Source organism: Candidatus Nanosynbacter sp. HMT-352 (assembly GCF_022819345.1).
Lineage (GTDB): Bacteria > Patescibacteriota > Saccharimonadia > Saccharimonadales > Saccharimonadaceae > Nanosynbacter.
The window spans coordinates 15,486-38,499 of the sequence record NZ_CP089288.1; the positions used below are offsets into that span (position 1 = coordinate 15,486).

22 protein-coding genes and 3 tRNA genes are annotated in these 23,014 nt (G+C 44.0%); 3 read left to right on the forward strand and 22 right to left on the reverse strand.

Annotated elements, in window-relative coordinates; translation table 11 throughout:
* Positions 1–140: 140 nt before the first annotated feature.
* From LRM46_RS00105 to LRM46_RS00190, 18 genes are all read right to left on the reverse strand, one after another.
* Positions 141–839, reverse strand: a complete 699-nt coding sequence (locus LRM46_RS00105) for a histidine kinase N-terminal 7TM domain-containing protein (RefSeq protein ID WP_243813094.1) — start codon at positions 837–839, stop codon at positions 141–143.
* 19 nt (positions 840–858) lie between these two features.
* Positions 859–2,877: an NAD-dependent DNA ligase LigA gene (gene ligA / locus LRM46_RS00110; RefSeq protein ID WP_243813095.1), complete on the reverse strand. Its 2,019-nt coding sequence runs from the start codon at positions 2,875–2,877 to the stop codon at positions 859–861.
* Positions 2,852–3,949 carry a hypothetical protein gene (locus LRM46_RS00115; RefSeq protein WP_243803758.1) on the reverse strand — a complete coding sequence of 366 codons (1,098 nt, stop codon included), beginning with the start codon at positions 3,947–3,949 and terminating at the stop codon, positions 2,852–2,854. The genes ligA and LRM46_RS00115 overlap by 26 nt, the downstream gene beginning before the upstream one ends.
* A 2-nt stretch (positions 3,950–3,951) precedes the next feature.
* Positions 3,952–4,827: a M48 family metalloprotease gene (locus LRM46_RS00120; protein ID WP_243813096.1), complete on the reverse strand. Its 876-nt coding sequence runs from the start codon at positions 4,825–4,827 to the stop codon at positions 3,952–3,954.
* Between the two features lie 63 nt (positions 4,828–4,890).
* The gene (locus tag LRM46_RS00125; protein ID WP_129634583.1) at positions 4,891–5,460 is read right to left on the reverse strand and encodes a LemA family protein; all 570 of its coding nucleotides are present in this window, start codon (positions 5,458–5,460) and stop codon (positions 4,891–4,893) included.
* A 48-nt stretch (positions 5,461–5,508) separates the two neighbouring features.
* Positions 5,509–5,594, reverse strand: a tRNA-Leu gene (locus LRM46_RS00130).
* 125 nt (positions 5,595–5,719) lie between these two features.
* Positions 5,720–5,793: transfer RNA gene (locus tag LRM46_RS00135), tRNA-Cys, on the reverse strand.
* A gap of 68 nt (positions 5,794–5,861) precedes the next feature.
* Positions 5,862–5,949 (reverse strand) — tRNA-Leu (locus LRM46_RS00140).
* 24 nt (positions 5,950–5,973) lie between these two features.
* Positions 5,974–7,764: a peptide ABC transporter substrate-binding protein gene (locus LRM46_RS00145; RefSeq protein WP_243813097.1), complete on the reverse strand. Its 1,791-nt coding sequence runs from the start codon at positions 7,762–7,764 to the stop codon at positions 5,974–5,976.
* A 10-nt stretch (positions 7,765–7,774) separates the two neighbouring features.
* Positions 7,775–8,011, reverse strand: coding sequence for a preprotein translocase subunit SecG (gene secG / locus LRM46_RS00150; RefSeq protein WP_129631344.1), 237 nt, complete (start codon positions 8,009–8,011; stop codon positions 7,775–7,777).
* 1 nt (position 8,012) lies between these two features.
* The gene (locus LRM46_RS00155) at positions 8,013–8,387 is read right to left on the reverse strand and encodes a phage holin family protein (protein WP_243813098.1); all 375 of its coding nucleotides are present in this window, start codon (positions 8,385–8,387) and stop codon (positions 8,013–8,015) included.
* Between the two features lie 50 nt (positions 8,388–8,437).
* Entirely contained in the window at positions 8,438–10,015 is a 1,578-nt protein-coding gene (locus tag LRM46_RS00160) for a helix-hairpin-helix domain-containing protein (RefSeq protein ID WP_243813099.1), read from the reverse strand.
* 55 nt (positions 10,016–10,070) lie between these two features.
* Positions 10,071–10,418, reverse strand: coding sequence for a DUF488 domain-containing protein (locus LRM46_RS00165; RefSeq protein WP_243813100.1), 348 nt, complete (start codon positions 10,416–10,418; stop codon positions 10,071–10,073).
* 66 nt (positions 10,419–10,484) lie between these two features.
* Positions 10,485–11,204 (reverse strand): HD domain-containing protein, encoded by a 720-nt coding sequence (locus LRM46_RS00170; RefSeq protein WP_243813101.1) that lies wholly within the window; start codon positions 11,202–11,204, stop codon positions 10,485–10,487.
* A gap of 29 nt (positions 11,205–11,233) precedes the next feature.
* Entirely contained in the window at positions 11,234–11,668 is a 435-nt protein-coding gene (locus LRM46_RS00175; protein WP_243813102.1) for an NUDIX hydrolase, read from the reverse strand.
* A 62-nt stretch (positions 11,669–11,730) separates the two neighbouring features.
* Positions 11,731–12,126, reverse strand: a complete 396-nt coding sequence (locus LRM46_RS00180; protein WP_243813103.1) for a cupin domain-containing protein — start codon at positions 12,124–12,126, stop codon at positions 11,731–11,733.
* Positions 12,127–12,144: 18 nt separating this feature from the next.
* The gene (locus LRM46_RS00185) at positions 12,145–12,474 is read right to left on the reverse strand and encodes a thioredoxin family protein (RefSeq protein ID WP_129637096.1); all 330 of its coding nucleotides are present in this window, start codon (positions 12,472–12,474) and stop codon (positions 12,145–12,147) included.
* The gene (locus LRM46_RS00190; RefSeq protein WP_243813104.1) at positions 12,474–12,866 is read right to left on the reverse strand and encodes a transcriptional repressor; all 393 of its coding nucleotides are present in this window, start codon (positions 12,864–12,866) and stop codon (positions 12,474–12,476) included. Before LRM46_RS00190 ends, LRM46_RS00185 begins: the two co-directional genes overlap by 1 nt.
* A gap of 198 nt (positions 12,867–13,064) precedes the next feature.
* Between LRM46_RS00190 and LRM46_RS00195 the strand changes: the two genes are divergently transcribed.
* Positions 13,065–14,837, forward strand: a complete 1,773-nt coding sequence (locus LRM46_RS00195; RefSeq protein ID WP_243813105.1) for an ABC transporter ATP-binding protein — start codon at positions 13,065–13,067, stop codon at positions 14,835–14,837.
* A 37-nt stretch (positions 14,838–14,874) separates the two neighbouring features.
* Positions 14,875–15,525 carry a DedA family protein gene (locus LRM46_RS00200; RefSeq protein WP_243813106.1) on the forward strand — a complete coding sequence of 217 codons (651 nt, stop codon included), beginning with the start codon at positions 14,875–14,877 and terminating at the stop codon, positions 15,523–15,525.
* A 2-nt stretch (positions 15,526–15,527) separates the two neighbouring features.
* Here the strand turns inward: LRM46_RS00200 and uvrA are convergent, their stop codons facing one another.
* Positions 15,528–18,341, reverse strand: a complete 2,814-nt coding sequence (gene uvrA, locus LRM46_RS00205; RefSeq protein ID WP_243813107.1) for an excinuclease ABC subunit UvrA — start codon at positions 18,339–18,341, stop codon at positions 15,528–15,530.
* A 121-nt stretch (positions 18,342–18,462) separates the two neighbouring features.
* On the opposite strand from uvrA, the gene LRM46_RS00210 reads away from it, so the two are divergent.
* Positions 18,463–18,849, forward strand: a complete 387-nt coding sequence (locus tag LRM46_RS00210; RefSeq protein WP_243813108.1) for a hypothetical protein — start codon at positions 18,463–18,465, stop codon at positions 18,847–18,849.
* A 4-nt stretch (positions 18,850–18,853) separates the two neighbouring features.
* On the opposite strand, the gene LRM46_RS00215 is transcribed toward LRM46_RS00210, so the two are convergent.
* From LRM46_RS00215 to obgE, 3 genes are all read right to left on the reverse strand, one after another.
* Positions 18,854–20,158 carry a WD40/YVTN/BNR-like repeat-containing protein gene (locus LRM46_RS00215; RefSeq protein ID WP_243813109.1) on the reverse strand — a complete coding sequence of 435 codons (1,305 nt, stop codon included), beginning with the start codon at positions 20,156–20,158 and terminating at the stop codon, positions 18,854–18,856.
* Between the two features lie 63 nt (positions 20,159–20,221).
* Positions 20,222–21,640, reverse strand: coding sequence for an exodeoxyribonuclease I (gene sbcB / locus LRM46_RS00220; protein WP_243813110.1), 1,419 nt, complete (start codon positions 21,638–21,640; stop codon positions 20,222–20,224).
* A gap of 46 nt (positions 21,641–21,686) precedes the next feature.
* The gene (gene obgE / locus LRM46_RS00225) at positions 21,687–23,009 is read right to left on the reverse strand and encodes a GTPase ObgE (protein ID WP_243813111.1); all 1,323 of its coding nucleotides are present in this window, start codon (positions 23,007–23,009) and stop codon (positions 21,687–21,689) included.
* Positions 23,010–23,014: the final 5 nt, after the last annotated feature.

Consider the following 23,014-nt stretch of genomic DNA (forward strand, 5'->3'; position numbering starts at 1 on the left):
CATTATAGAAGAGCTGCTACGCGCCCACCCGGGGCATATTTGAATATGTGTTTGTCTTTCAATTGGCAAGCATAGGAGAATGCCCCTATGCGTACCAGCTCATGTTTAATTATGCATTATCACCCAAAAAAACACAAGCATCATTTCTCATTTGCATATTCTGGCAAAACTTTCCCAACTAAAACTACCGCCATCAAAACTGCAAATCCACACATAATTGACGGAATTCCGATAATAGTCGACGGATCAATGATATTGACAAACGTCGTAGGCGCCATAAATAGAACATATCCCACAATCAACGAACCTAGAGAGCGCCGAATGTGTTTACTGGAGGTTTTGCTACTAACATATGCATAAGCAATTGCTGCAAATAATAGGCCGTAATAATACAAACCATACCACATTCCGACGCCCGGCTGGTTTTCAAAAATCACATAATTACCAAGGCAAGCCCCGGACTTAATTCCGTTAGCCTCCAATAGAAAATAGCTAATAAACATTGCGGCAAAAGTGTAACCAAGCACAGGAATCCACCGCCTCTTATCGCTAGAAATTTTATATATCAAATGAATACCCAGGGGCGGAAGCATAGTAATTGCAATATAGCCAAGTTTAGCCCAGCCGAGATTATCCAGAAGAATCGCACCTTCACAAACGTTATATTCAGCCCATTGAAACAGCGCTAAACAAATCAACAGCATGATCACAATCTTCGTCACAGCATTCAATTTATATTTCCAAAAAGTATATATTGCCAGAATAATTTCAATTGTCAACGTCGCCAACATTACCGCTGGAGAGAAACAATAGAGTCTCGGTTTTTTAATCTTATCCATGCGTAAATTATACATTAATTCATCCCGCGTTTTCTATCATCCTCAACAGTTCTTCTTCGTCAATAATTTTTGTGCCGTATTGCTCAGCTTTTTTCAATTTGCTAGCACCGACCTTACCGCCAGCCACCAAATATGTCGTATCTTTAGAAACTGCGGTTTGAAAAACTCCACCGAGATTACGAATTTTATCCGCAGCAGCATCGCGCCCCATAGATTTCAGAGTGCCCGTGATGACAAAACTTTTTCCACTCAAACCGCCAGATTTTTTATTGAACTGAGGAACAACACCTAGTTCGGTGAATTTATTGAGCAATTTTACGTTATCTTCATCAGCGAACCACGCCACCACAGATTCAGCAACAATTTCGCCCACGCCATCAACTTGTCGCAAATCATCAATCGTCGCTTTCGCCAAATTTTCCATACTCTCAAAATGATTCGTCAAATCAATCGCCGTTTGCGCGCCAATATGACGAATCCCCAGACCATACAAAAATCGCTCTAATTCTGGGCTTTTTTTATCAGCAATTGCAGAAATTAACTTTTGCGCAGAAATATCAGCAAACCGACCCAGTTCCAACAAATCGTCCTTGGTGAGTGTGAAAATATCCGCCAAATCGCCAACCAAACCATTGTCAATCAAAACTTCCACGTTCTTTTCACCAAGCGTATCAATGTCAAGCGCGCCCTTAGACGCGAAATGCGCCAAAGCTCGCTTCAAAATCAGCGGACCACTAGAGCCCTTAACTCGGTAAACAGCTTCACCTTCCGGTCGCACAAATTCCAACTCCGGATATTGCCGTTTTAGCTCTGCTTCATAATCAATTGGCTCAGAATCTGCGGGTCGCAATTCCTTCAAAACATTCTCAACTTGCGGAATAATATCGCCAGCCTTAAAAATCACCACAGTGTCGCCTCGTCGAATATCCAAACGCTCAATTTCATCGGCGTTATGCAAGCTGGCGTGCTGCACCGTAGTTCCCGCCACCACTACTGGATCAAACACAGCCACTGGAGTCGCCGCACCGGTTCGCCCGATAGAAATGACTATGTCCCGAACGATCGTCGTAGCTTCTTCGGCCGCATACTTATAAGCCACCGCCCCACGCGGATTTTTACCCACCATCCCGAGATTGTCGTATATCTCTCGATCGTTAATCTTAATAACCAGCCCGTCCGTATTAAACGGCAAATCATGACGCTTGTCGCTCCACTCATCAACAAATTTCATCACGTCGGATAAATTATCAAAGACACTGGCTTGCTGATTGCGAGAAATCCCCAGCGCCGTCAAGGCCTCGTAAGCAAAACTATTCGTCGGAACTTCCGAACTATCATCGCGAATCACATCATATCCGCGAAAATGCAACGGACGCGCCGCCACCAGCGCAGGATCTAATTGACGAATCGTCCCCGCAGCCAAATTGCGCGGATTGGCAAATGTAGGCAGCCCTAGAGATTTCTGCTTTTTATTAAGCTCCTCAAAATCCCGTTTCAGCATAACAATTTCGCCACGAATCTCTGTCCGACCATGCAAAAAATTCTCAAAACCCGCCGCTTCACGCAGACGAAGCGGTACGTTTTTAATAGTCCGAACATTATTCGTTACATCTTCGCCAACAAAACTATCGCCACGCGTCACAGCTTGGAATAGTACGCCGTCGACATAAATCAACGCACACGCCAATCCGTCCATTTTTATATCCGTAAAAAATTCATGTCGCTGACCCGGTATCAATTTATCAGTTCGCTCAATCCACGCCTCAACTTCACTTTTATCGAAAACGTCATTCAAACTGACCATTCGGCGCGCGTGCTTTACTTTTTGAAAACCGTCGAGCAGCTTATTTCCAACTCGCTGCGTAGGACTATCGACAGTAATCAGTTCTGGGTGATCCGATTCAATTTTCTTCAGTTCATCCATCAGGCTGTCATAAACCGCATCGCTCACACTCGGTTTGTTCAAGGTGTAGTATTCGTAGCTATAACGATTTAACAGGTCTTTAATTTCGTCAATTCTTGGTTTTTTTGGTGTCACTTTCAACCACCTTTCTGTAGAACAAATAGACATACACGGAAATCATAATTATCGTTACGTAAAGTAAAATTAAGCCAGTTGTTGGGACAATTGGCAGCCAGTCGATGCCACTAATCCATCCCTTCAGCGCGCCGTCAAGCAGAATTACCGGAATCAGAACGACCGCCCACAAAAGCACAGCCAAAACAACAGCCCACGCGAATCTCAGCAAAATTCTTAGTCTTCGCCCCGTCACAATATCACCCGACAAACGCAGCGCGTGAAACGGATACATTCCCGGCAATGTTACGATGATCATCGCAAAAACCGTAGAAGTCGCCCAATAGACGGACATCGCCACTATCAGAATCGCCGCACCGCCAGCCGCCATCAGAATCGGCGTTTGATTTAACACTCCCGAAGCATTAAGCGCGCTATAAATAATCACCGCCACTGCCGCCGGCACCATTTGAATCAAGAAAACCCCGATAACAATTATCAGCGCAATTATAGGCGACCCAGAGCTATACAAACCATCGCGCATTTTCGGTTTTTTACCAATTAAAATAGCTCGCGTTAGCCAAACAGACGACAGCCAAGTGAGCAGCCCCAGAAAGATTCCCGCCGCTTGCTGCACATTTCCACCAGCCGTTCCGCTACCGGAAATATAGCTAACTGCAACGCCAGAGAATAGGCTAATTGTTGTATAAATTCCGCCGAATCCATTCGACTCAGCCTGATTCATCACGTCTTTAAGTTGTTGGTATGTATCTTGCGACATGACGCTGGCTAAAGCAAACGTCAATATCGACATAACGATGATTAACGCCAAAAAAGTTTTCTTATTTCGCCATACCAGACGACAAGCCTCACTAGTCAGCGACCAATATCCTGGAATTTTAAGATCTCGTTGGTAATCTCGTCGCTTAGTTAGCCGAAAACTACGATGAGGTCGGCGCTGCAGAAAATTACGCCGCTGCTGATTTAATTTGCTAAAGTCCCGTTTAATACCAGGCCATACACCTTTTTTATGATCAGTATTTGACTTCTTAGGATTCTTGACTACTCGTTTTTTGGAGGTTTTCGTTGCCATAATTACATCTTTGTTGCGTTATTTCTCAACCTTGCAATTCTGTCTTCTAGCGGTGGATGAGTACTAAATAATTTTGAGAAAAATCCGGGTTTCAAAGGATTATTCATGAACAAATTGGCAGTAGAAGAACTTTGTTTTTGCATTGGTCTGCCGTATTGGCGCAATTTTTCCAGCGCGCTTGCTAACCCTTCAGTATCTCGTGTCAATAATACACCCGAAGCATCCGCCAGATATTCACGCTGTCGACTAACCGCCAATTGGGTTATCGTTGCTAAAAGCGGCGCCAATATACCCACAATCAACCCGAAAGCGTAGATGATAGGATTAACATCTCTGTCACGGTCATCACTATAAAACATCATCCTAAGCGCCAAATCTGCAAACAGCCCAATTGCGCTAACCAAACCAAAAGCAATCATACTCACACGGATGTCGTAATTTCGCACGTGACTCATTTCATGCGCCATAACCGCTTCCAGCTCACGCTTGTCCATAATATCCAAAAGCCCAGTAGTCGCGCCAACAATAGCATGATTTGGGTCGCGACCAGTCGCAAAAGCATTTGGAGCTGGATCGTCGATAACATAAACTTTCGGCATCGGCATGCCAGAAGCGATAGACAAATTTTCCACCACTCGCCAAAGTTCAGGAGCATCATTTTTGCTAATTTCCTGAGCGCCGGTCATCATCATAGCCAACTTGCCAGCTATAAAATATTGCAACCAAGCATACAATATCGCACATATGAAAATGATGAGCGCTAGCGAATAGCTGTCAGTTGCCACTCCAATAAACAGACCGATGACTCCAATAATTATCACAAACACAGACATAATTAATATTGTGTTGCGTTTGTTTTGAGAAACTGCATTGTACATATGTTAATTATACCAAAAATCGCCCGCTAAAAATAGACGAGCGATTTTCATTTCAGAGTTCAATTAGAACTTTACTTCAACTGGATTTTCAACACTTGCGCGATCCTCAACGTCGAAGAATTCCTTAGCTTGGAAGCCAAACATTCCCGCGATGATGTTTGTTGGGAAAGTCTGGATCTTCGTGTTTAAGTCGCGAACGCCACCGTTGTAGAATCGGCGAGCTGCTTGGATTTTATCCTCAGTATCAACCAATTCCTGCTGCAATTGCAAGAAGTTCTGGTTTGCTTTCAATTCTGGGTAAGCCTCAGATACAGCAAACAAGCTCTTCAAAGCGCCCTCCAAAGCGTTTTCAGCCTTAGCAGTCTCAGCCACGCTGCCAGCATTCATAATTGCTGAACGAGCTTCTGCGACCTTCTCAAACACTTCTTTTTCGTGTGTAGCGTAGCCTTTTACCGAGTTGACCAAATTTGGAATCAAATCAGTTCGGCGCTTTAGCTGAACAGTAATGTCGCTCCATGCCTCTTCTACGCGGTTGCGCAACACAACTAAACCATTGTACGCACCGATTACAACTCCTACGAGTACCAATAAAACTACCACTGTAACAATAAGTACAATTACCAATGGACTCATTTCTTACCTTTGTCCCTTTCCTATTCAATATTATTTTCTTTACAACTTTGGTGCGCAAGGCGGGAATCGAACCCGCACGACTTTTGGTCAAGGGATTTTAAGTCCCTCGCGTCTACCAATTCCGCCACTCGCGCTTATTTATATACGATCCAGACGCCTACACGCCAGACTGCTTATATTATACTATATTCGCTAAGTAAAGTGTACAATTTCGCAAAATAAAAAATAGCCCAATACTCAGGACTATTCATCAAAAAATTGGAGGCACGTACGAGAGTCGAACTCGTCTAAAAGGTTTTGCAGACCTCTGCGTAACCGCTCCGCCAACGCGCCACCACTTTTATTATATCAGATTTTGCAAAACATATCACGAACAGATCGTCTAATAGTTGCAATATGTTTGGTGCGAGCGAGAAGACTTGAACTTCCACGAGCGCAATGCTCACTAGCCCCTCAAGCTAGCGCGTCTACCAATTCCGCCACGCCCGCATAGCCACTTACCATTATACCCGATTACGGGGTTTTGTAAACGGACTTTTTCTCTGTCGCCCAATATTGAACATCGACATAGCGATCGACGGGATTGACAACTTCAGTGCTTGCGTCGAGAGCCTTAACGTTACGAATATGGATATAGTCAAACTTCGGCTGATACAATGCTATCGCCGGAGCGTCTGCTTGCCAAACAGCAGTGAACTTCGCGTAACGATCAGCGCGTTGCTTCGCCGAGATTTTAGATCGACCGCTCTCCAAAGCATCGTCCGCTATCGCATTATTGTAATTGGAGAAATTCAAACCATTGTTGGTTGCCTGCGAAGAATGCCAATAGGCGTAAACATCGGGGTCGCCGCCCAAGGAGAGTTCGTAAACCAGCACGTCAAAATTGCGCGGCTGCAAAACTGTCTGAAGAATATTTTGAGTGGCGTCGTTCGGATCGACAACTTTAATATCCGATTCTATGTTCAGCTCGTCATACCAAACTTGAGCCAAGTACCTGGCGACCTTTTCGTAATTGCTATTCTTCAAAACGACCACGTTGAGTTTTAACTTATCATTTCCCTTCTGGCGAACATTATTTACATTCTTCCAGCCCTCAGCGTCAAGTAGAGATTTCGCTTTCTTGACGTCATAACTAGACGAATTCGAATTCTTTCCCAGGAATTTGTTGAGCGTTGGACCAGATAATTCCTCTGTAGACAATGACAAAGACTGGCGCAGCTTGGATGTATCAACGCTGAGCGACAAAGCCTGGCGAACTGCTTTTGATCGCAAGAACTGGCTATTGTTATTAAACAGCGCGTAAACTCCGTTATTCAAAGAATGCGCTTCTGCGGCGTACATAGATTTTACCTCGGCGGACTGATCGTTATAAATTAATTCTGGAGTTCCTGTAATTTCTCGCGTACGCAAACTTTTCGCAATATCATCCTGCGTCGGATATGCGTACAACTGGAATCGCTCCAACTTAGGTGTGCTACCATAATAATTACTATTCGACTGCAGATATAGCACTTTTTTACTACCATCGCTCGTTACATTCTGCAGCAATCTAAAGGCGAATGGACCGCTGGATATGGGCGACTTATTAAAATCATGTTCACGTAAATTCGACGGTTTAACATCTTTTAATATATGTTTAGGGATAATCGGGAATGTCAAAGCGTGGACAAACGGCGAATATGACGACGGCAAGATAAACTTTACCGAATCGTCAGACACTTTCTCGAATTTTATGGATTTCCAGCCTGATATTTCAGCTCCAACTTCTGGATTCGCCAATAGCTTCAACGTAAAGATTACATCGTCCGCCGTTAGGTCTTGTCCGTCCGACCACTTCAGACCTTTCTTCAGTTTGACTATATATTCAGTTTCTTTATCGTTCACACTGACGCTGTCCGCCATGTCAGCCTTTATATTGCCCGTTGAGTCATATCGATACAAACTTGAAAATAGCAATTTCGCGGCGGATTTTTCAGCATTGGTTTTTGCGAAAATTGGATTTAGGTTTTCCAAAGGACCCAGCACACCCTCAGAGTATGATCCGCCAGAAGTGTACGCCATTGTCGTGAAAGAATTGCGAGAAATATGCCACTGCACCGCACTGGCGCCAATCATCACCAATACTAGAATAATCCAGACAGAAACCCGACGTCGCACATTAGATAAGCGATCCAGCCTGGATGTCACGAATTTATGCGCATGGCGCAAGCTTCCCTTTTCAATCTTACGCAGACGCTTATTGACATCTTTACTGGAAACTTTTAGCCGCGCAAAACGATTCCATGACAAATTATCCGAGCTCAAATCTATTCTCCTATTTTTGCAATCCCGGCAAAATCATACTTGCCAAAATCGATAGCACAAAAATCACCGCAAAAACAATAGTTACATCAAACAAGTTTTTATCAAATCCGCGACGAGTAGTGAATAATTCCCCAGACGAGCCGAATCCTGCGCCCAAGCTTGCGCCTCGTTGCTGCAACAAAATTGCGATAATCATCAGTACGGCAGATCCAAGTGTCACGTACGGTAAAATTGTATCAATTGACATATTACTCCTTTTCTTCCCGCTGCAAAACCAGCGCGCTACTTATAATATAGTTTACCAAACTCAATATAATCCCGGCAATAATTGAATGCGCAAAAGTCATAGAAATTCCTGGTGCCAAAGCGAGCGAAATATAAACCATAAAGCCGTTCACAATTAAGGTAAACAGCCCTAAGGTCAATAGAATTGCTGGCAGAGCTAAAATTGTAGCAATTGGCTTCAATACGCTATTCACCACCGAAAATATCAACCCCGCCATCATAAACGTCCACGCAGAAGTTGCGCTCGGAGTTTCATTTCCAAGTAGCCGCACTGCAACCCAAATACCTACCGAGTTAAGAATCAGCCGAATCAAAAACGTTGCAAATTGTCTTTTCATTAGTCTTATTATATATAATTTATGCTTTATTGTCGATTGGTCGCCCAAACTTAAGACGAGCGTTTGATCAAATTCGCCTTTTTCGCGCCAACTTCCGCCTGCAATTCCGCATAATCTGCCTCAATAATTTTTTTCACACTGCCAAATTTCCTCAACAATTTAGCGCGTGTCTTTGGCCCAATCCCCGGAATTTCTTCCAGTTGGTTTTTCGTCTGATTTTGACGCTTCAGTGCTGTATGATAACTCACAGCAAATCGGTGTGACTCGTCACGAATCCGCTGAAAAAGCTTAACAATGTCCGTCGTTGCAATAGAACTTTTTGTAAAATTGCCCCGGCCGGAACCGTCATCAATAGCAGAGCCTCGTAGATTCTTTGAATGCGATCCGGCGTTGCGCTGAGCAGGATGCAAATTTACCACATACACATCATTATCTTCATAAATGGCGACATCCTGATGAATCGATTTTTGCAACTCTTCAATGCGCGTTACATCAATTTGCGAGCCAGTTTTATGAATAATAATTTCTTCCTCGCGTTTGGCAATGCTAATAATCGGCAATTTAATTCCGCGCTCGTCCCTTGCTTTAATCGCTGCCGAAAGTTGACCTTTTCCACCGTCAATCAACAACAGATCTGGATAGCCCCAACTTTTGATATTTCGCTCGCCAAGCCGCCTAAAAATCACCTCATACATATTTCCAGTATCGTCGTTTTTTTCGCTCACCTTAAATTTGCGGTATTCCGCACGATCGCTCGCACCATTCGTAAAAACTACCATACTCGCCACAACTTGGCGTCCGCTCATATGCGAAATATCATAACCCTCAATTCGCACTGGAATATTTTTCAAGCCAAGTAGTTTCGCTAAATCAGCCAGCGCCTTGTCTTTTGAAATATCCAAAAATTCTTTGTCGCCAAACATAACGCGTCGCTGAAGCTCTTGCATGGCGCGCAACTTATTCCTCAGACTTGCCGCCCGCTCAAAATCATGAAGCCCCGCAGCCGTTTTCATATCACGCTCTAGCTCCACGGCAATAGCTTTGCGATTTCCCTTAATATAACTTATCAATTTACGCAAACCAGCTTTATACACGTCCGAACCATCACTTATTTTCGGACTTAAACCCAAATCCTCATCCAACTTTGATTGACCGGGACGTCTTTGGTGAGTGAGATATGGAAAAATTCGCCTCAAATAGCGCAATGCCTTTTTCAGTGCAAAACCATTGTAAAACGGACCAAAATAATCCGCACCATCATCGGCAGGATTTCGCGTAAAACTGACCGTCGGCCAATCGCTTTTCATATCAATCCGAACGTACATCTGAGATTTGTCGTCGCGCAACAGAACGTTGTATCGCGGCATATACCGCTTGATCATCTCGCTTTCCAAAAACAGCGCGTCAACCTCACTCTCAGTTTCAATCCAATCAGTATCAAAAATCTCCGCCACCAGCGCCATAGTTTTATTATCTCGCCCGCGCGAATCTTGAAAATACTGACGTACGCGGTTTTTAAGAACCGCCGCCTTGCCAACATAAATTACCTCGCCGCTCGCCGACTTATGAAAATAAACGCCGGGCGTTCGCGGCAAAGTTTTTAGCTTGGCTTGCAATGCTTGATTCATTAAATATATTACAATCTAAACACGGCAATTATGCAAGTATTCTTCTAGTGATTAACTAATCTTCCAACCACTTTTTGAGAACTATCGCCTGATTATGCTCCGTATCTTTGGCGCCGTATAACAGCGTAACTGCAGATTGTTCGTTCCAATTATTCTTTGCTTCGGCAGCCGCAGGATTATTATCTAGCTCCTTCACATAACGGCGAGAAAATTCCGGGAATTTTTCTGGATCGTGATTAAACCATTTGCGTAATTCATCGGTCGGGGCAATTTCTTTGTTCCACTCGTCCAATGCAGCTCGTTCTTTGCTAATTCCGCGCGGCCACAATCGATCAACCAGCACACGATAACTATCGTCCGACGCGGTCGACTCATAAATCCGTTCAATTTTATACTTTGTCATAATTTCATATAACTACAAATCATTGATCAGATCAATAAAAGGCGAAAGCTAGCCATTCTTCAATATTTAATCGACGCTGCGTAAATATTCCTCCAAAAACTCACTCCAGTCAGACGCATTCTTCTCGCGGAAATAGGCGCGAAGAAAATCAACCATAATTTGATGACGATTTTCTGCTTCTATTCGTCCTGGCTCAGTCAACATCAAACCTTTCAATTTCAGCAGTTTCTCAAAGAAGTGATTGATAAATCCGTCAGTATCATGCGTATTGCCATCAGCGTTATATTCGTGCGCCGCCAGATTGACATTCGGCCAGACTTTAGGATCAAAAATCCGACCGCCGTGATGACAAGCATAAGCCAACGCCCGCTCAATGCCGACCGCACCAATAGCATCACACATATCAGCGTCAGACGCCAATTTCCCCGCCAACCGCTGCGGCTGCTTGCCGTTCAACCGTTTACTATAACCAATCGCCGCAATATTTTCCAGCACAACCTGACTTAAATCATCAGCTATCTCCGCCTGCGCCATAATATCTACTGCATTCGTCAATTTTTCCGCCTGCGTTTTACCGACTAATTTATAATCATCAACATCATGTAGCCAAGCCGTCAACAGAACTTCTTGCAGATTCACCGATTCGCTATATTCGTTAGCAAAACGCTCCGCTAGCAACGCCACTCGCTCGACATGATCATCAGCATGTCCCGAAGTGTCGCCGCCCAGTAACTGCCGAACTTTAGTCTTTACTATTTCAAGCTGGGCAATTTGTCGATCGTTCATACTCATATTATACATAAAAACAGAGCCGCCTACTGGTGCTTATTAATATACAAAGTGCAATATTCTTTAGGAAGATAATTCATATTAAGCCACCGGGCTTCCATTATTTCAAAGTTGCATTTTATGTCATAATCAGACGCGTGCGCCGCAAAAACTCGAACTGAAAATTTGGCATATGATTCATGAGAATTAGCTTTTCCGAGATATCGCAGATTATGTATCTTTAATCCAATTTCTTCCAAGACTTCTCTAACGGCAGCCTGCTCATAACTCTCATTATATTTCACCCCGCCTCCTGGCAAAGCCCATTCTTGACGACTAAAGCGGCTTCTAACTAATAAAATCTTACCATCATCACAATAAACAATTACCCGTACGCGGTCCTTCTTCGGTACAATCCTAAAAATTAGCGATACGACACACGCAATTCCACGAAAAATCGCCCGCCCAAATGAACTAAACATCTCGCCGGCGATTGATCCTTTGTGAGACATAATTAGCAGGAACTTTCTCCTTTGGCGACAGTTTATTCTGTGGTTACACCATCAAAATCTTCTTCGTTAGCCTCCGCTTCTTCGCGAGTCGCCCGAACGATTCCATCTTTATGGTGTGCTGGACTATAAATAGTATAAAGCTTAAGTGGCTCCTCGCCGGTATTTATCACATTATGCTCAGCTCCCGCCGGCACAATAATCGCACTACCGTCAGAAACAGCATATTCATTGCCATCAATCAAAACCTTACCTTTACCAGACTCAAATCGGAAAAATTGATCATTCTCCTCATGAACCTCCGAACCAATTTCCCCACCAACAGGCAAGCTCATCAATACCAATTGGCAATGCTTCGCAGTATATAGAACTTGACGAAAATTATTATTTGCCAATGTAAGCTCTTCGATATTTCCACTAAAACCCTTCATAAATCCCCCTTCTATTTTTTATTTCGCAGCTTTTTCCAAAGCGTCAATCAACGTCTGCTTTGGCTTCATGCCGATCATTTCAGCAACTTCCTCGCCGCCAACAAAAATCTTCATGTTTGGAATTCCCTGCACGCGGTATTCCATAGCTAATTGCGCATTTTCCTGACTTGCTTCAGTGTCAACTTTAACAATATCAAACTCTGTTTCTTCAGCAATTTGATGCAAAAGCGGAGCCATTGCACGACATGGCGGACACCACGGCGCCCAAAAATCAACTAGCACAGGACCGTCGCTTTTTAGCACCTTATCTTCGAATTCTTGCTTTGTTGTAATTTCATATAAAGCCATTATTTCCTCCTTTTCTGGCATTTTTTACAAACTCCCGTCACAACCAACGGGCCGTCAATATAACAATCGCTAATTTCATGCGCAATCTGTTTTCTCATCTCATCGGCAATTTTAACATCCATCAAGCCGTCGCAGTCACTACACACAAAATGATCGTGATCGTCCTTACGAATATCATATCGCAAGCAACCCTTTTTGGTCGATGGTGCCAAACCAATCGTCCCGTCGCCGTACAGGCGCTGAGTTATTCGATGCACCGTCGTGTCGCTGACTTCAGGATGAATGTTCCGCAATTCCTGAGCAATTTCCGCATTCGTCGCATGATGCTTACTCTTTAAAATCGCCATCACATCATTCGTGTATTTTGTTGATCGCCTAACAATTTGCGTCATGTTCCTATTGTAAAGTATTTACAATAAATAAACAAGGGCTTTGCTCCACAAATTGACTTATATCTATATATTCCATATAATAGTCAAAGTCTATGAACTCCCGACGGCGAGTTCCTCTAATATACGTTTTGAATAATTAAGAACGCTCAGTTTTCTGTGCAGTTTATAAATATTAATTTATCATCGAAAGGAATTGATTTGAAAAACAAACCGAACAGTAAAGAAATATTTCGTCTATTCTGGAAGACGTCAGCGCCGTACAAACACCGCCGAAACTTGGCAATATTTTTTGCAATGCTCACACTCGTGGTTACTATTTTTGTCGGCCCACTTATAATTGCTCAGCTTCTTAGTATTATCCAACACAATCAACTGCACGACGCAAAAAACATATGGACACTAATTGCTTTATACGGCGTCAGTGAATTATGGTCGAGCGTCATCGGCTGGCGATTAGTTTTATATCTCGCCTGGACATTCGAAACCGCCATGCAGCGAGATTTGTACGCTCGGTGCTTCAGCAAACTGACCAACCAAACATTATTCTTCCATTCAAATAAATTCGGCGGGTCGCTCGTTAGCCAAACAAATAAATTAGTTGGCGCGGTAGAAAGTTTTTGGGACACGATAATTTGGTCAGTTTTGCCTCTAGTTGTTTCACTGGTCGGTTCAATAATTGTCTTATCAACTCTCCTCTGGCAATACGCGCTCTTCTTACTCATCTTCTCAATTGTTTTCAGCCTCGTCGTTTATTACGGATCCAAGCCAATGGCAAAATTGACAAAAAAAGAAGCCAAATCCAGCAATAAATTGAACGGGCAATTGGCGGATGTAATCTCAAACGTTCTGGCGGTCAAGTCATCTGGCGCCGAAGCTACGGAACAGAAATTTTTCACAAAAACCGTCAACTCTTGGCGAAACTCAAGTCTCGACGTAATGCGCGGATTCTTAAAAGTCAGCACTATATATTCGTCAATCAACATGGTTATTAAAATTGGAGCAATCGCCTTCGCAGTGTACGCAGCTCAAAATAATTTGGTATCAGTGGCGTCTGTTTACCTCATCATCACCTACACCGGTAGTGTCGCGCATGAATTATGGAACATGAACGGAATTATGCGCAATTACAACCGAATTATCGGTAACGCAAATGATATGGTAGAAATCTTACAAACGCCAACAACATTGATTGATAAAAGTGATTCAAAGCTAAAAGTTACAAACGGCGAAATTTCTATAGATAAAGTAACTTTCACGCACGACGAGGGTCAAGGCGACACTCTATTCCGCGACTTCTCTCTGGATATTAAACCGGGCGAAAAAATAGGTTTAGTCGGAGCGAGCGGTTCTGGAAAAACTACGCTCACCAAATTGCTATTACGCTTCGCTGATATTGACTCGGGAAAAATTACCATCGATGGACAAGATATTTCCGAAGTCACCCAAGCAAGTTTGCGCGCAAAAATCGCTTACGTACCGCAAGAGCCATTACTATTCCACCGCTCCGTGCGCGAAAACATCGCTTACGGTCGACCTGATGCAACGGACGCAGAAATTGAAGAAGCCGCCAAAAAAGCTGGCGCTTACGATTTTATCGTTGGACTTAAAGACGGTTTTGACACAATGGTTGGCGAGCGCGGAATTAAATTATCTGGCGGACAGCGACAACGAGTTGCAATTGCTAGGGCAATCCTAAAAAATGCGCCAATTCTAGTCCTCGACGAGGCGACTTCAGCGCTAGATTCCGAGTCAGAAGCATTGATCCAAAAATCCTTGGAAACGTTGATGAAGAATCGAACTTCAATTGTCATTGCCCATCGCTTATCTACAATTGCTAAGTTGGACCGTATAATTGTCCTGAAGGATGGAAAAATTGTCGAGGATGGATCGCATGATGAACTTATCAATAAAAAACGTGGTGTTTACGCGAAATTATGGGCGCGACAATCTGGCGGATTTATTGAAGAATAGTCCAATCTGCATACGCCAATCATGCTATAATTAAGGCATGGAATCTTTTATTCACTTGATAACTAGCTTTGGTGTATTGGCAATTTTATTAGTAGTTTTTGCAGAGTCTGGCCTGTTAATCGGATTTGTTCTACCCGGCGACAGTCTACTTTTCACCGCTGGATACATGGTTCAGCAAAACATTCTACACATTGACATTCACATTTTTGCGCTTTTGGTTTTTGCGGCGGCAGTGCTGGGCGACAGTGTTGGCTATAGTTTTGGCCATAAAGTTGGACGCAAGTTGTTTGAAAAAGAAAATTCCCGATTCTTCAAGAAAAAATATTTGGAGCAAACAGAAAAGTTTTATTACAAACACGGCTCGGCGACAATCGTCCTGGCTCGATTTGTGCCAATTGTAAGAACCTTCGCCCCAATCGTTGCCGGCGCCAGTAAGATGCACTATAAAACATTCTTAACTTTCAATCTTATCGGTGGATTTCTTTGGTCGTCAGCATTCGTTTATCTAGGCTTCTATGCTGGCGAGTTTTTGACCAAAGCAGGCGTAAATATTGAAGTTGCAGCTATTCTCATCATCTTCCTGTCTGTCTCACCAATGGTTATTCATGCTTTGAAACAACCAAATACTCGCGCTTTATTAAGAAAACAATTGTTGGTTCTCCTCTCAAAAACCAAGCGTAAAAAATAATCTTAAAGCATCTTTTTCAGATATTTGCCAGTGAACGAATTTGGTACCTTGGCGATATCTTCAGGTGTACCGCAAGCCACAACCGTACCGCCGCCAATTCCGCCTTCTGGGCCCATATCAATTATCCAGTCGGCTGACTTTATGACGTCCAAATTATGCTCAATGATAATCATACTATTACCGCCCTCAACCAATTGCTGTAAAATCCCCAACAGTCGTTTTACGTCAGCCGAATGAAGCCCAGTGGTCGGCTCATCCAGAATGTACATAGTTTTTCCAGTGGAACGCTTGGAGAGCTCCGTCGCTAATTTAATTCGCTGCGCCTCACCGCCCGAAAAAGTAGTTGCTGGCTGACCAAGTTTAATATAACCAAGCCCAACCTCAACCAACGTCTGAAGTTTACGTGCAATATTCGGCACACTATCAAAAAACTCCGCCGCTTGATCAATTGTCATATCCAAAACATCGGCAATTGTCTTGTCTTTATACTTAATCTCCAGCGCTTCGCGATTATAACGCTTGCCATGACACTCGTCACATTGAACATAAACATCCGGCAAAAAGTGCATTTCAATCTTTATCACACCATCACCCTGACAATTTTCGCAGCGACCGCCTTTAACATTAAAACTAAATCGTCCAGATTTATAGCCTCGAACGTTAGCCTCGGGCGTACTGGCAAAAAGTTCGCGAATCGGCGTAAAAATTCCAGTGTAAGTCGCTGGATTGGAGCGCGGCGTCCGACCAATTGGCGACTGATCTATGACAATCGTCTTATCAAGCAAATTCACACCTTCTATGGCATCGTGCAGTCCTGGCGCCGTCGTTGCGCGATTCAGCTCTGCAGCCAATTCCCGCGCCACAATGTCATTCACAAGCGTCGACTTTCCGCTACCAGAAACACCAGACACTACAGTCATCAACCCCAAAGGAAATTCCACATCAATGTTCTTAAGATTATTTTCGCGAGCGCCACGAACAATCAACTTTCTATCTTTCACGACTTTGCGACGCTTTTTCGGAACGGCAATTTTTTCCGCCCCAGATAAATAGCGACCAGTTATACTATTCTCATTTTTCGCAACAATTTCAGGCGTCCCCATCGCCACTACTTGACCACCATTCACACCAGCTCCCGGTCCCATATCAACCAGAAAATCACTCTGGCGAATCGTGTCCTCGTCGTGCTCAACCACCAGCACAGAATTTCCCAAATCTCGAAGACGCTTCAACATATCAATCAGCTTGTCGTTGTCACGTTGATGAAGTCCAATCGACGGCTCGTCCAACACATAAAGTACGCCCTGAAGTCCAGCACCAATTTGCGTCGCCAAGCGAATTCGCTGCGCCTCGCCACCGCTCAATGTGTTAGCCGCTCGACTTAATTCCAAATAGTTCAGTCCAACATTGCTCATAAACGCCAAACGAGATTTAATTTCCTTCACAATCAAGCGAGCAATCGTCATTTCTTGCTCAGTCAATTGAAGCTTATTGTCAAACAAATCCAACGCATCATCAACACTCAAATCGCACACGTCAACGATATTCAATTCATGAACCGTCACCGCCAAAACCACAGGTTTCAGGCGCGCACCTTTACAGGCATAACAATCCCTCTCGCGCATAAATCGCTCAATATCTCGTCGCATAAAATCGCTATCAGTTTCCTTCCAGCGTCGCTCCAGATTAGGAATAACACCCTCATAAGTCGTATCATAATGCCGACCGCCACCCAAATCAACGCGATATTTTTGGTCGCCAGTTCCGTATAATATTTTATGTTTAGCATCATCAGAAAGCTTGCCTACGGGAACTTTCAAGCTAAAGCCGTGAGCTTCAGCAACAGACGCCAATCGCTTCATATTCCAAGCGTCAGAATTCATTCGATTATACGGTCGAATTGCGCCTTCGGAAATTGTCAAATTGTTATTAAAGACCAATTCTGGATCGACCTCCAACCTCGACCCCAAACCCGTACACACAGGACAAGCTCCCTGCGGCGCGTTAAAACTAAACAGTCGCGGCTCCAGCTCTGGAATATCGACATCAGGGTGATCAACACAAGCATATCTCTGCGAAAATGTCTTCACTTCGTCGCTATCCGCGTCCAAAACCTCGATAACGCCCTGACCTAGATCTAGCGCCTGCTCAACGCTCTGACTCAATCGAGATCGCATTTCCGCCGTCAACGCCAGCCTATCAACCACCAGCTCGATGTTATGCTTGTAACTTTTTTGCAGCTCCGGAAATTCATCCAGCGCGTATACTACGCCGTCCACGCGAACCCTGGCATAACCAAGTCGCTGATATTGCTCCGGAATGTGCGCAAACTCACCTTTTTTATTCTTAACAATTGGCGCCAATAACAAAATTCGCTTATCAACAAATTGTCGCAAAATCTCGTCAATAATCACCTCAGTCGTGCGACGCGTCACTTCATTGCCACAAATCGGACAATGCGGCACGCCAATTCGTGCAAACAAAAGCCTCAGATAATCATAAATTTCCGTAACCGTAGCCACGGTCGAACGCGGGTTGCGGCTGGTCGACTTCTGGTCAATTGAAATCGCTGGGCTGAGCCCTTCAATTGAATCAACATCAGGCTTATCCATCGTACCCAAAAATTGCCGCGCATAAGAATTAAGACTCTCCATATAACGGCGCTGACCCTCGGCATAAATCGTGTCAAATGCCAAACTGGATTTACCCGATCCGCTAAGACCTGTAATCACCACCAGCTGATCTCGCGGAATCTCAATATCTACATTTTTCAGATTGTGCTCACGAGCACCTTTAACACGAATTACCTCTGTCATAACCGCTATATTATACAGGTTTTTGACATTTTTTTCCAGTCCAAATATCGACGCAAATCAGAGTTAAAACACATTACGCTTATGATTGCAAGTCAATATCTTATTTGTTACAGTTAGATCTATGAGAAAGCTGGGCATTTACTTAGTTATAACACTCGGAGCGATACTACTCGCACCTTTTGTAATTGACCAGCTTTTTTTCTTCTTTTTCCTAGGAAAAATCCCCTTCACGAACATCAGCCTGCCCGCAATTTTAATGGTTATTTTCTGGGCAATTATCGTACCGTTGGCAATTATCCTCAGAAAATCACTTTCTGCCCTGTTTTGGAAGTCCATTGACATTGCCGGCGAAATCGCGCAACGACGAATCAACAGAAAAATCCGCTATTTTACACCAAATCAAAAAAGCGAGCTTATTTTATTATCAATTTATCTACTTTCCAATATGAAAAAGAGCGAGCCTTATGATGAGATTGAATCTCAAAAGCTCGCTCCGTCTATGACCTAATTTTTTACAGCCGTTTTCTCAGAACCAACGCACCAGCTGCGACAGCCACAACAGCTAATCCACTAACTAGCCAAATAGAGTTTCCTGTTTCAGCAAGGTTTTTTGACGATAATTTTTCTGGTTTTTTACTGGAAGTGGATGATGTTGTTGTTGCGGCGATTGAAGCACCTGAAGATGAAGAGCCCGTGGATGGGGTGGCGGGAGTTGATGGAGTGGTAGTTCCGCCCGCGCCCGAGCCGGTACCGCCAGGAGTTACAGGCGGAGGTGTCGGTAGAGTTGCTAGGCGATAATAAGCCGCGCCCGTTGTCATATCGTAGAACATTGCGAACATTCTGGACGCCGACGAAGACGAATAAACGCTACCAAAACCAGCCTCATTATCACCCTGCGACGTCCAGGTTTTACCGCCGTCTACTGACATTACAATATACGGCAAATTTGAAGCATCCATGACGGCTGGTCGAACGTAGACAAACAGCCTCTTGCCGTCATCGCTAACTCCTGTCTGCGTAATATAATCATCCACCTTCTGAGTCGGAACTTCAGCAGGAATGGGCGCCCAGCTGGCACCACCATCTAATGAAATTTTGTGACCATCAAATAGACTATTACCGTTAATACTGATGAACATGAGGGTTGTATCGTGGATGACACGAGTTCCAGCGTCCGTCCAGGTCAATCCGTAATCATCAGACCTCTTTACTACACTAGGAGTCCCATCTATCGCAATCATCTTTCCACCGTCAAGTATGCGCTCAGGACAAACATTACCCTTCTGCGTCCAAGTTTGACCATCGTCAGTAGAAACATAAAGCGGAGGAGTTTCACCGTCATCTCCACACCTAGCTAGAGTGGAGCCATCTGGGCTCATAAATAAATGATTATTGCCGGGGTCTACATTGCTAGACTTTATCCAGTTGCGACCACCATCAGTTGACATATAAAAAGAGTTTTCTCCATGCCGACCATTCACAATCATCTTAGACCCGTCTGTATTTACTAGCAATCTATTCGCAGAGTCTGGCATCGCAAAGCTATTCCAACTTGCACCATTATCCGCAGAGATTAACAATTTTATATCGCCAGTATTAGTATCTTCTCGCAGGACAAAAAGTTTTGACCCGTCTGGACTAATAATCGCTTCCCTAAATTCATCATCTCCTGGTACGGTTACATCCTTCCACGTATACTTAGGCGATTCCTCCGCTCTAACCAAAGGCGGTAGAACTGCCAATGCTGATAATGCAAACACAAATACTAAGGACAGCATCCCTCTGTATACTACGCGCTTTCTGTTCTTAATTAACATCCGCTCCTCCATTTTTTGTTTTCCTATGCGAAACCATCTTTCTGATTTTAGCATAACCTCATTTCAAGCGTCAACAGAAGGCAGAACAGACTCCAGCCATAATTGCAATTCTTGCAAAATAAACTGCTGTTCATCAGTCGCACTAGGCGCCAATCGCTGCAAAGATTTCATAAATTGCGGCAGTTGCGTCTGTAAATGCTCAGTGCGCCATTCTTCCCATTGTCGCAACTCATCTTCACTAAGCAAATTAGGAAAACTTCGCGCTTTATAATGCAACAATAGTGGCGATAATCGCTCATCCTGGAAATCCGGATGAAAATCAGCCAACTCGCGCTCACCAGCATTGCGCACAGCTTCAACACGAACTCGATCACTATTATCCAAAAAACCATCGTATAATTGCGCTTCTGGGTCGGTCATTTTCTTAAACTCTGGCCTATTCTCAAATATACTACGCAGCCTTTCGGCAAAATCTGGATGAGAAAGTAAAATATCTTGGTGCTTCTGTACAGTTTCCGCATCCAGAGAAATTTTCTTCCAGCCATCGCCCTGAGTCAACACGCCAAGTGGCGAAACTGCCGGGCAACGATTATATTGTAATTCCTTAACTGGCAATTTAACGAAATCCTCAGCTTGCCTTTCTTCCCACGTTGCAAATATCTTCGCTGACAATTCCTCAACGCTCAGATCAACAAACGGCGTCGGATCATAGCGTAAATCATAAACAATCACGCCACCATTTCGACTCGTGGTTAGCGGAAAAGCCACGGTCGTTTTGGCAAATTCTTTATCATATCGACCACTCGCGTAAACAAAAGGTTTTTTATCGTCGACATTCACCAGTTTCTGCACCAATTTCTTATCGCGCATCTTCAGTAAATAGTCGTACATTTGCGGCTGATTCTGCTTAATCAATTTAGTTACAGCAATCAACGCGGTCACGTCAGCCAGCGCATCATGCGCGTTCTCGTGCTCTATTCCGTTGGCTTTCGTGATGAGCTCCAAGCGGTTGCTCGGCTCACCTTTATCGTCAATCGGCCACTCAATTCCCTCAGGTCGAAGCGCCCTGGTTAAGCGCACCACATCCAACAAATCCCATCTGGATCGACCGTCTTTCCAAGTCCACTCGTATGGATCGTAAAAATTCCGCCAAAACAAATGACGAATAAACTCGTCGTCAAAACGGATATTATTAAAACCAACAGCAATCGTATCAGGCGTAAATATTTCCTCGCTTAACATACGCGCAAATTGAGCCTCAGTATAGCCTTCTTCGACAGTTTTTTGCGGCGTTATGCCCGTCACCATCAACGCATCAGGACTCGGCAGCGTATCGTCATTTAGTGTCACGAGAATGTTATACGGTTCGTCAATCGGTTGCAAATCCATATCGGTTCGCTGACCGGCAAATTGCATAATTCGATCTTGTCGAGGATTAAGACCGCTAGTTTCAAGGTCGTAGAAGAAAAACGTTTGCGCCATATTTATATTATACCATCAAGCTCACGCTAATTTACACCAGCAAAATCTATTGCTCGACCAACGTAAACGGCATAGACTCGCCAATCTGAATCAGACTTTCGCCAATCGCTCCTTGACGCAACAATTCGTGAGTAATTCCCATTTTTCGCATAATATCTCGCAAGCGATTAACAGATTCAAACTGATCAAAGTTAGTTCGACGAGCAAATTTTTCAATCTTAGCGCCCGTAACAATAAACTCAATATTCTCATCTTCATCGTCAGTCTCATTAGATTCAGCGTCAGAAACACGCCTTACAGACCAAGCATCAGAAACAACCTGATCGTCCAACGAAATTGTCGGCAAATCTTCCTCTTTTTCATCAACAACATCAGCTTCACGCTCTCGATATTTAGCAACTTCATCGCGCAACATTCGTAGAAGCTCAGTCACTCCGTCGTGCGTCTGGGAAGAAATCGCCACGACCGGCGCGCCATTAGCTACTTTTTGAAGGGCAGTCGACTGCATAGCAATAATCTCGTCATCCAAGCCTTCACATTTGGTTAGCGCTATTATCTCTGGGCGCTCCGCCAATGATTCAGAATATTTTTCCAGCTCGCGACGAATTGCCTGATATTTCTCCGCCGGATCATCGCTATACACATCAATCATATGAAGCAGCACGGCCGTTCGCTCGACATGGCGCAAAAATTGATCACCCAAACCTTTACCTTCTGATGCACCTTCAATCAACCCCGGAATATCAGCAATCAAAATCGACCCATCGTCAACATCAGCAACTCCCAAATTAGGCGTCAAAGTCGTAAATTCATAATTAGCAATCTCTGGACGCGCATTAGAAACCACGCTTAGGAACGTCGACTTACCAGCGTTCGGAAAGCCAACCAAACCAACATCGGCCAATAATTTCAATTCCAACTCTGCCTCGAATTCCTCGCCAGCCTCACCAAGTTCAGCAATTTTAGGTGTTTGGCGCGTACTAGACGTAAAGTGTGCATTTCCAAATCCACCATCTCCCCCACGAGCCACCACTGCCCGTTGTTGATCTTCGGTCAAATCCGCAATTATCATACCGTCGCGCTTCACTAGGGTACCCATCGGCACTTTAACGATTAGCGGCGCACCACTTTTTCCTCGTTTATTACGTTTTCCGCCATCACCACCCTTTTCAGCTTTAAGCTCCGGCTTATATCTAAAATTCAAAAGTGTATTAAGATCCTTCGTCGCCAAGAAAACAATATCACCACCACGACCGCCATCACCGCCATCGGGACCTCCCTTATCGACATATTTCTCATGACGAAAACTGACTACACCATTACCGCCTCTACCGGCGCGCACTAAAACTTTTGCAATATCTACAAACATATCTT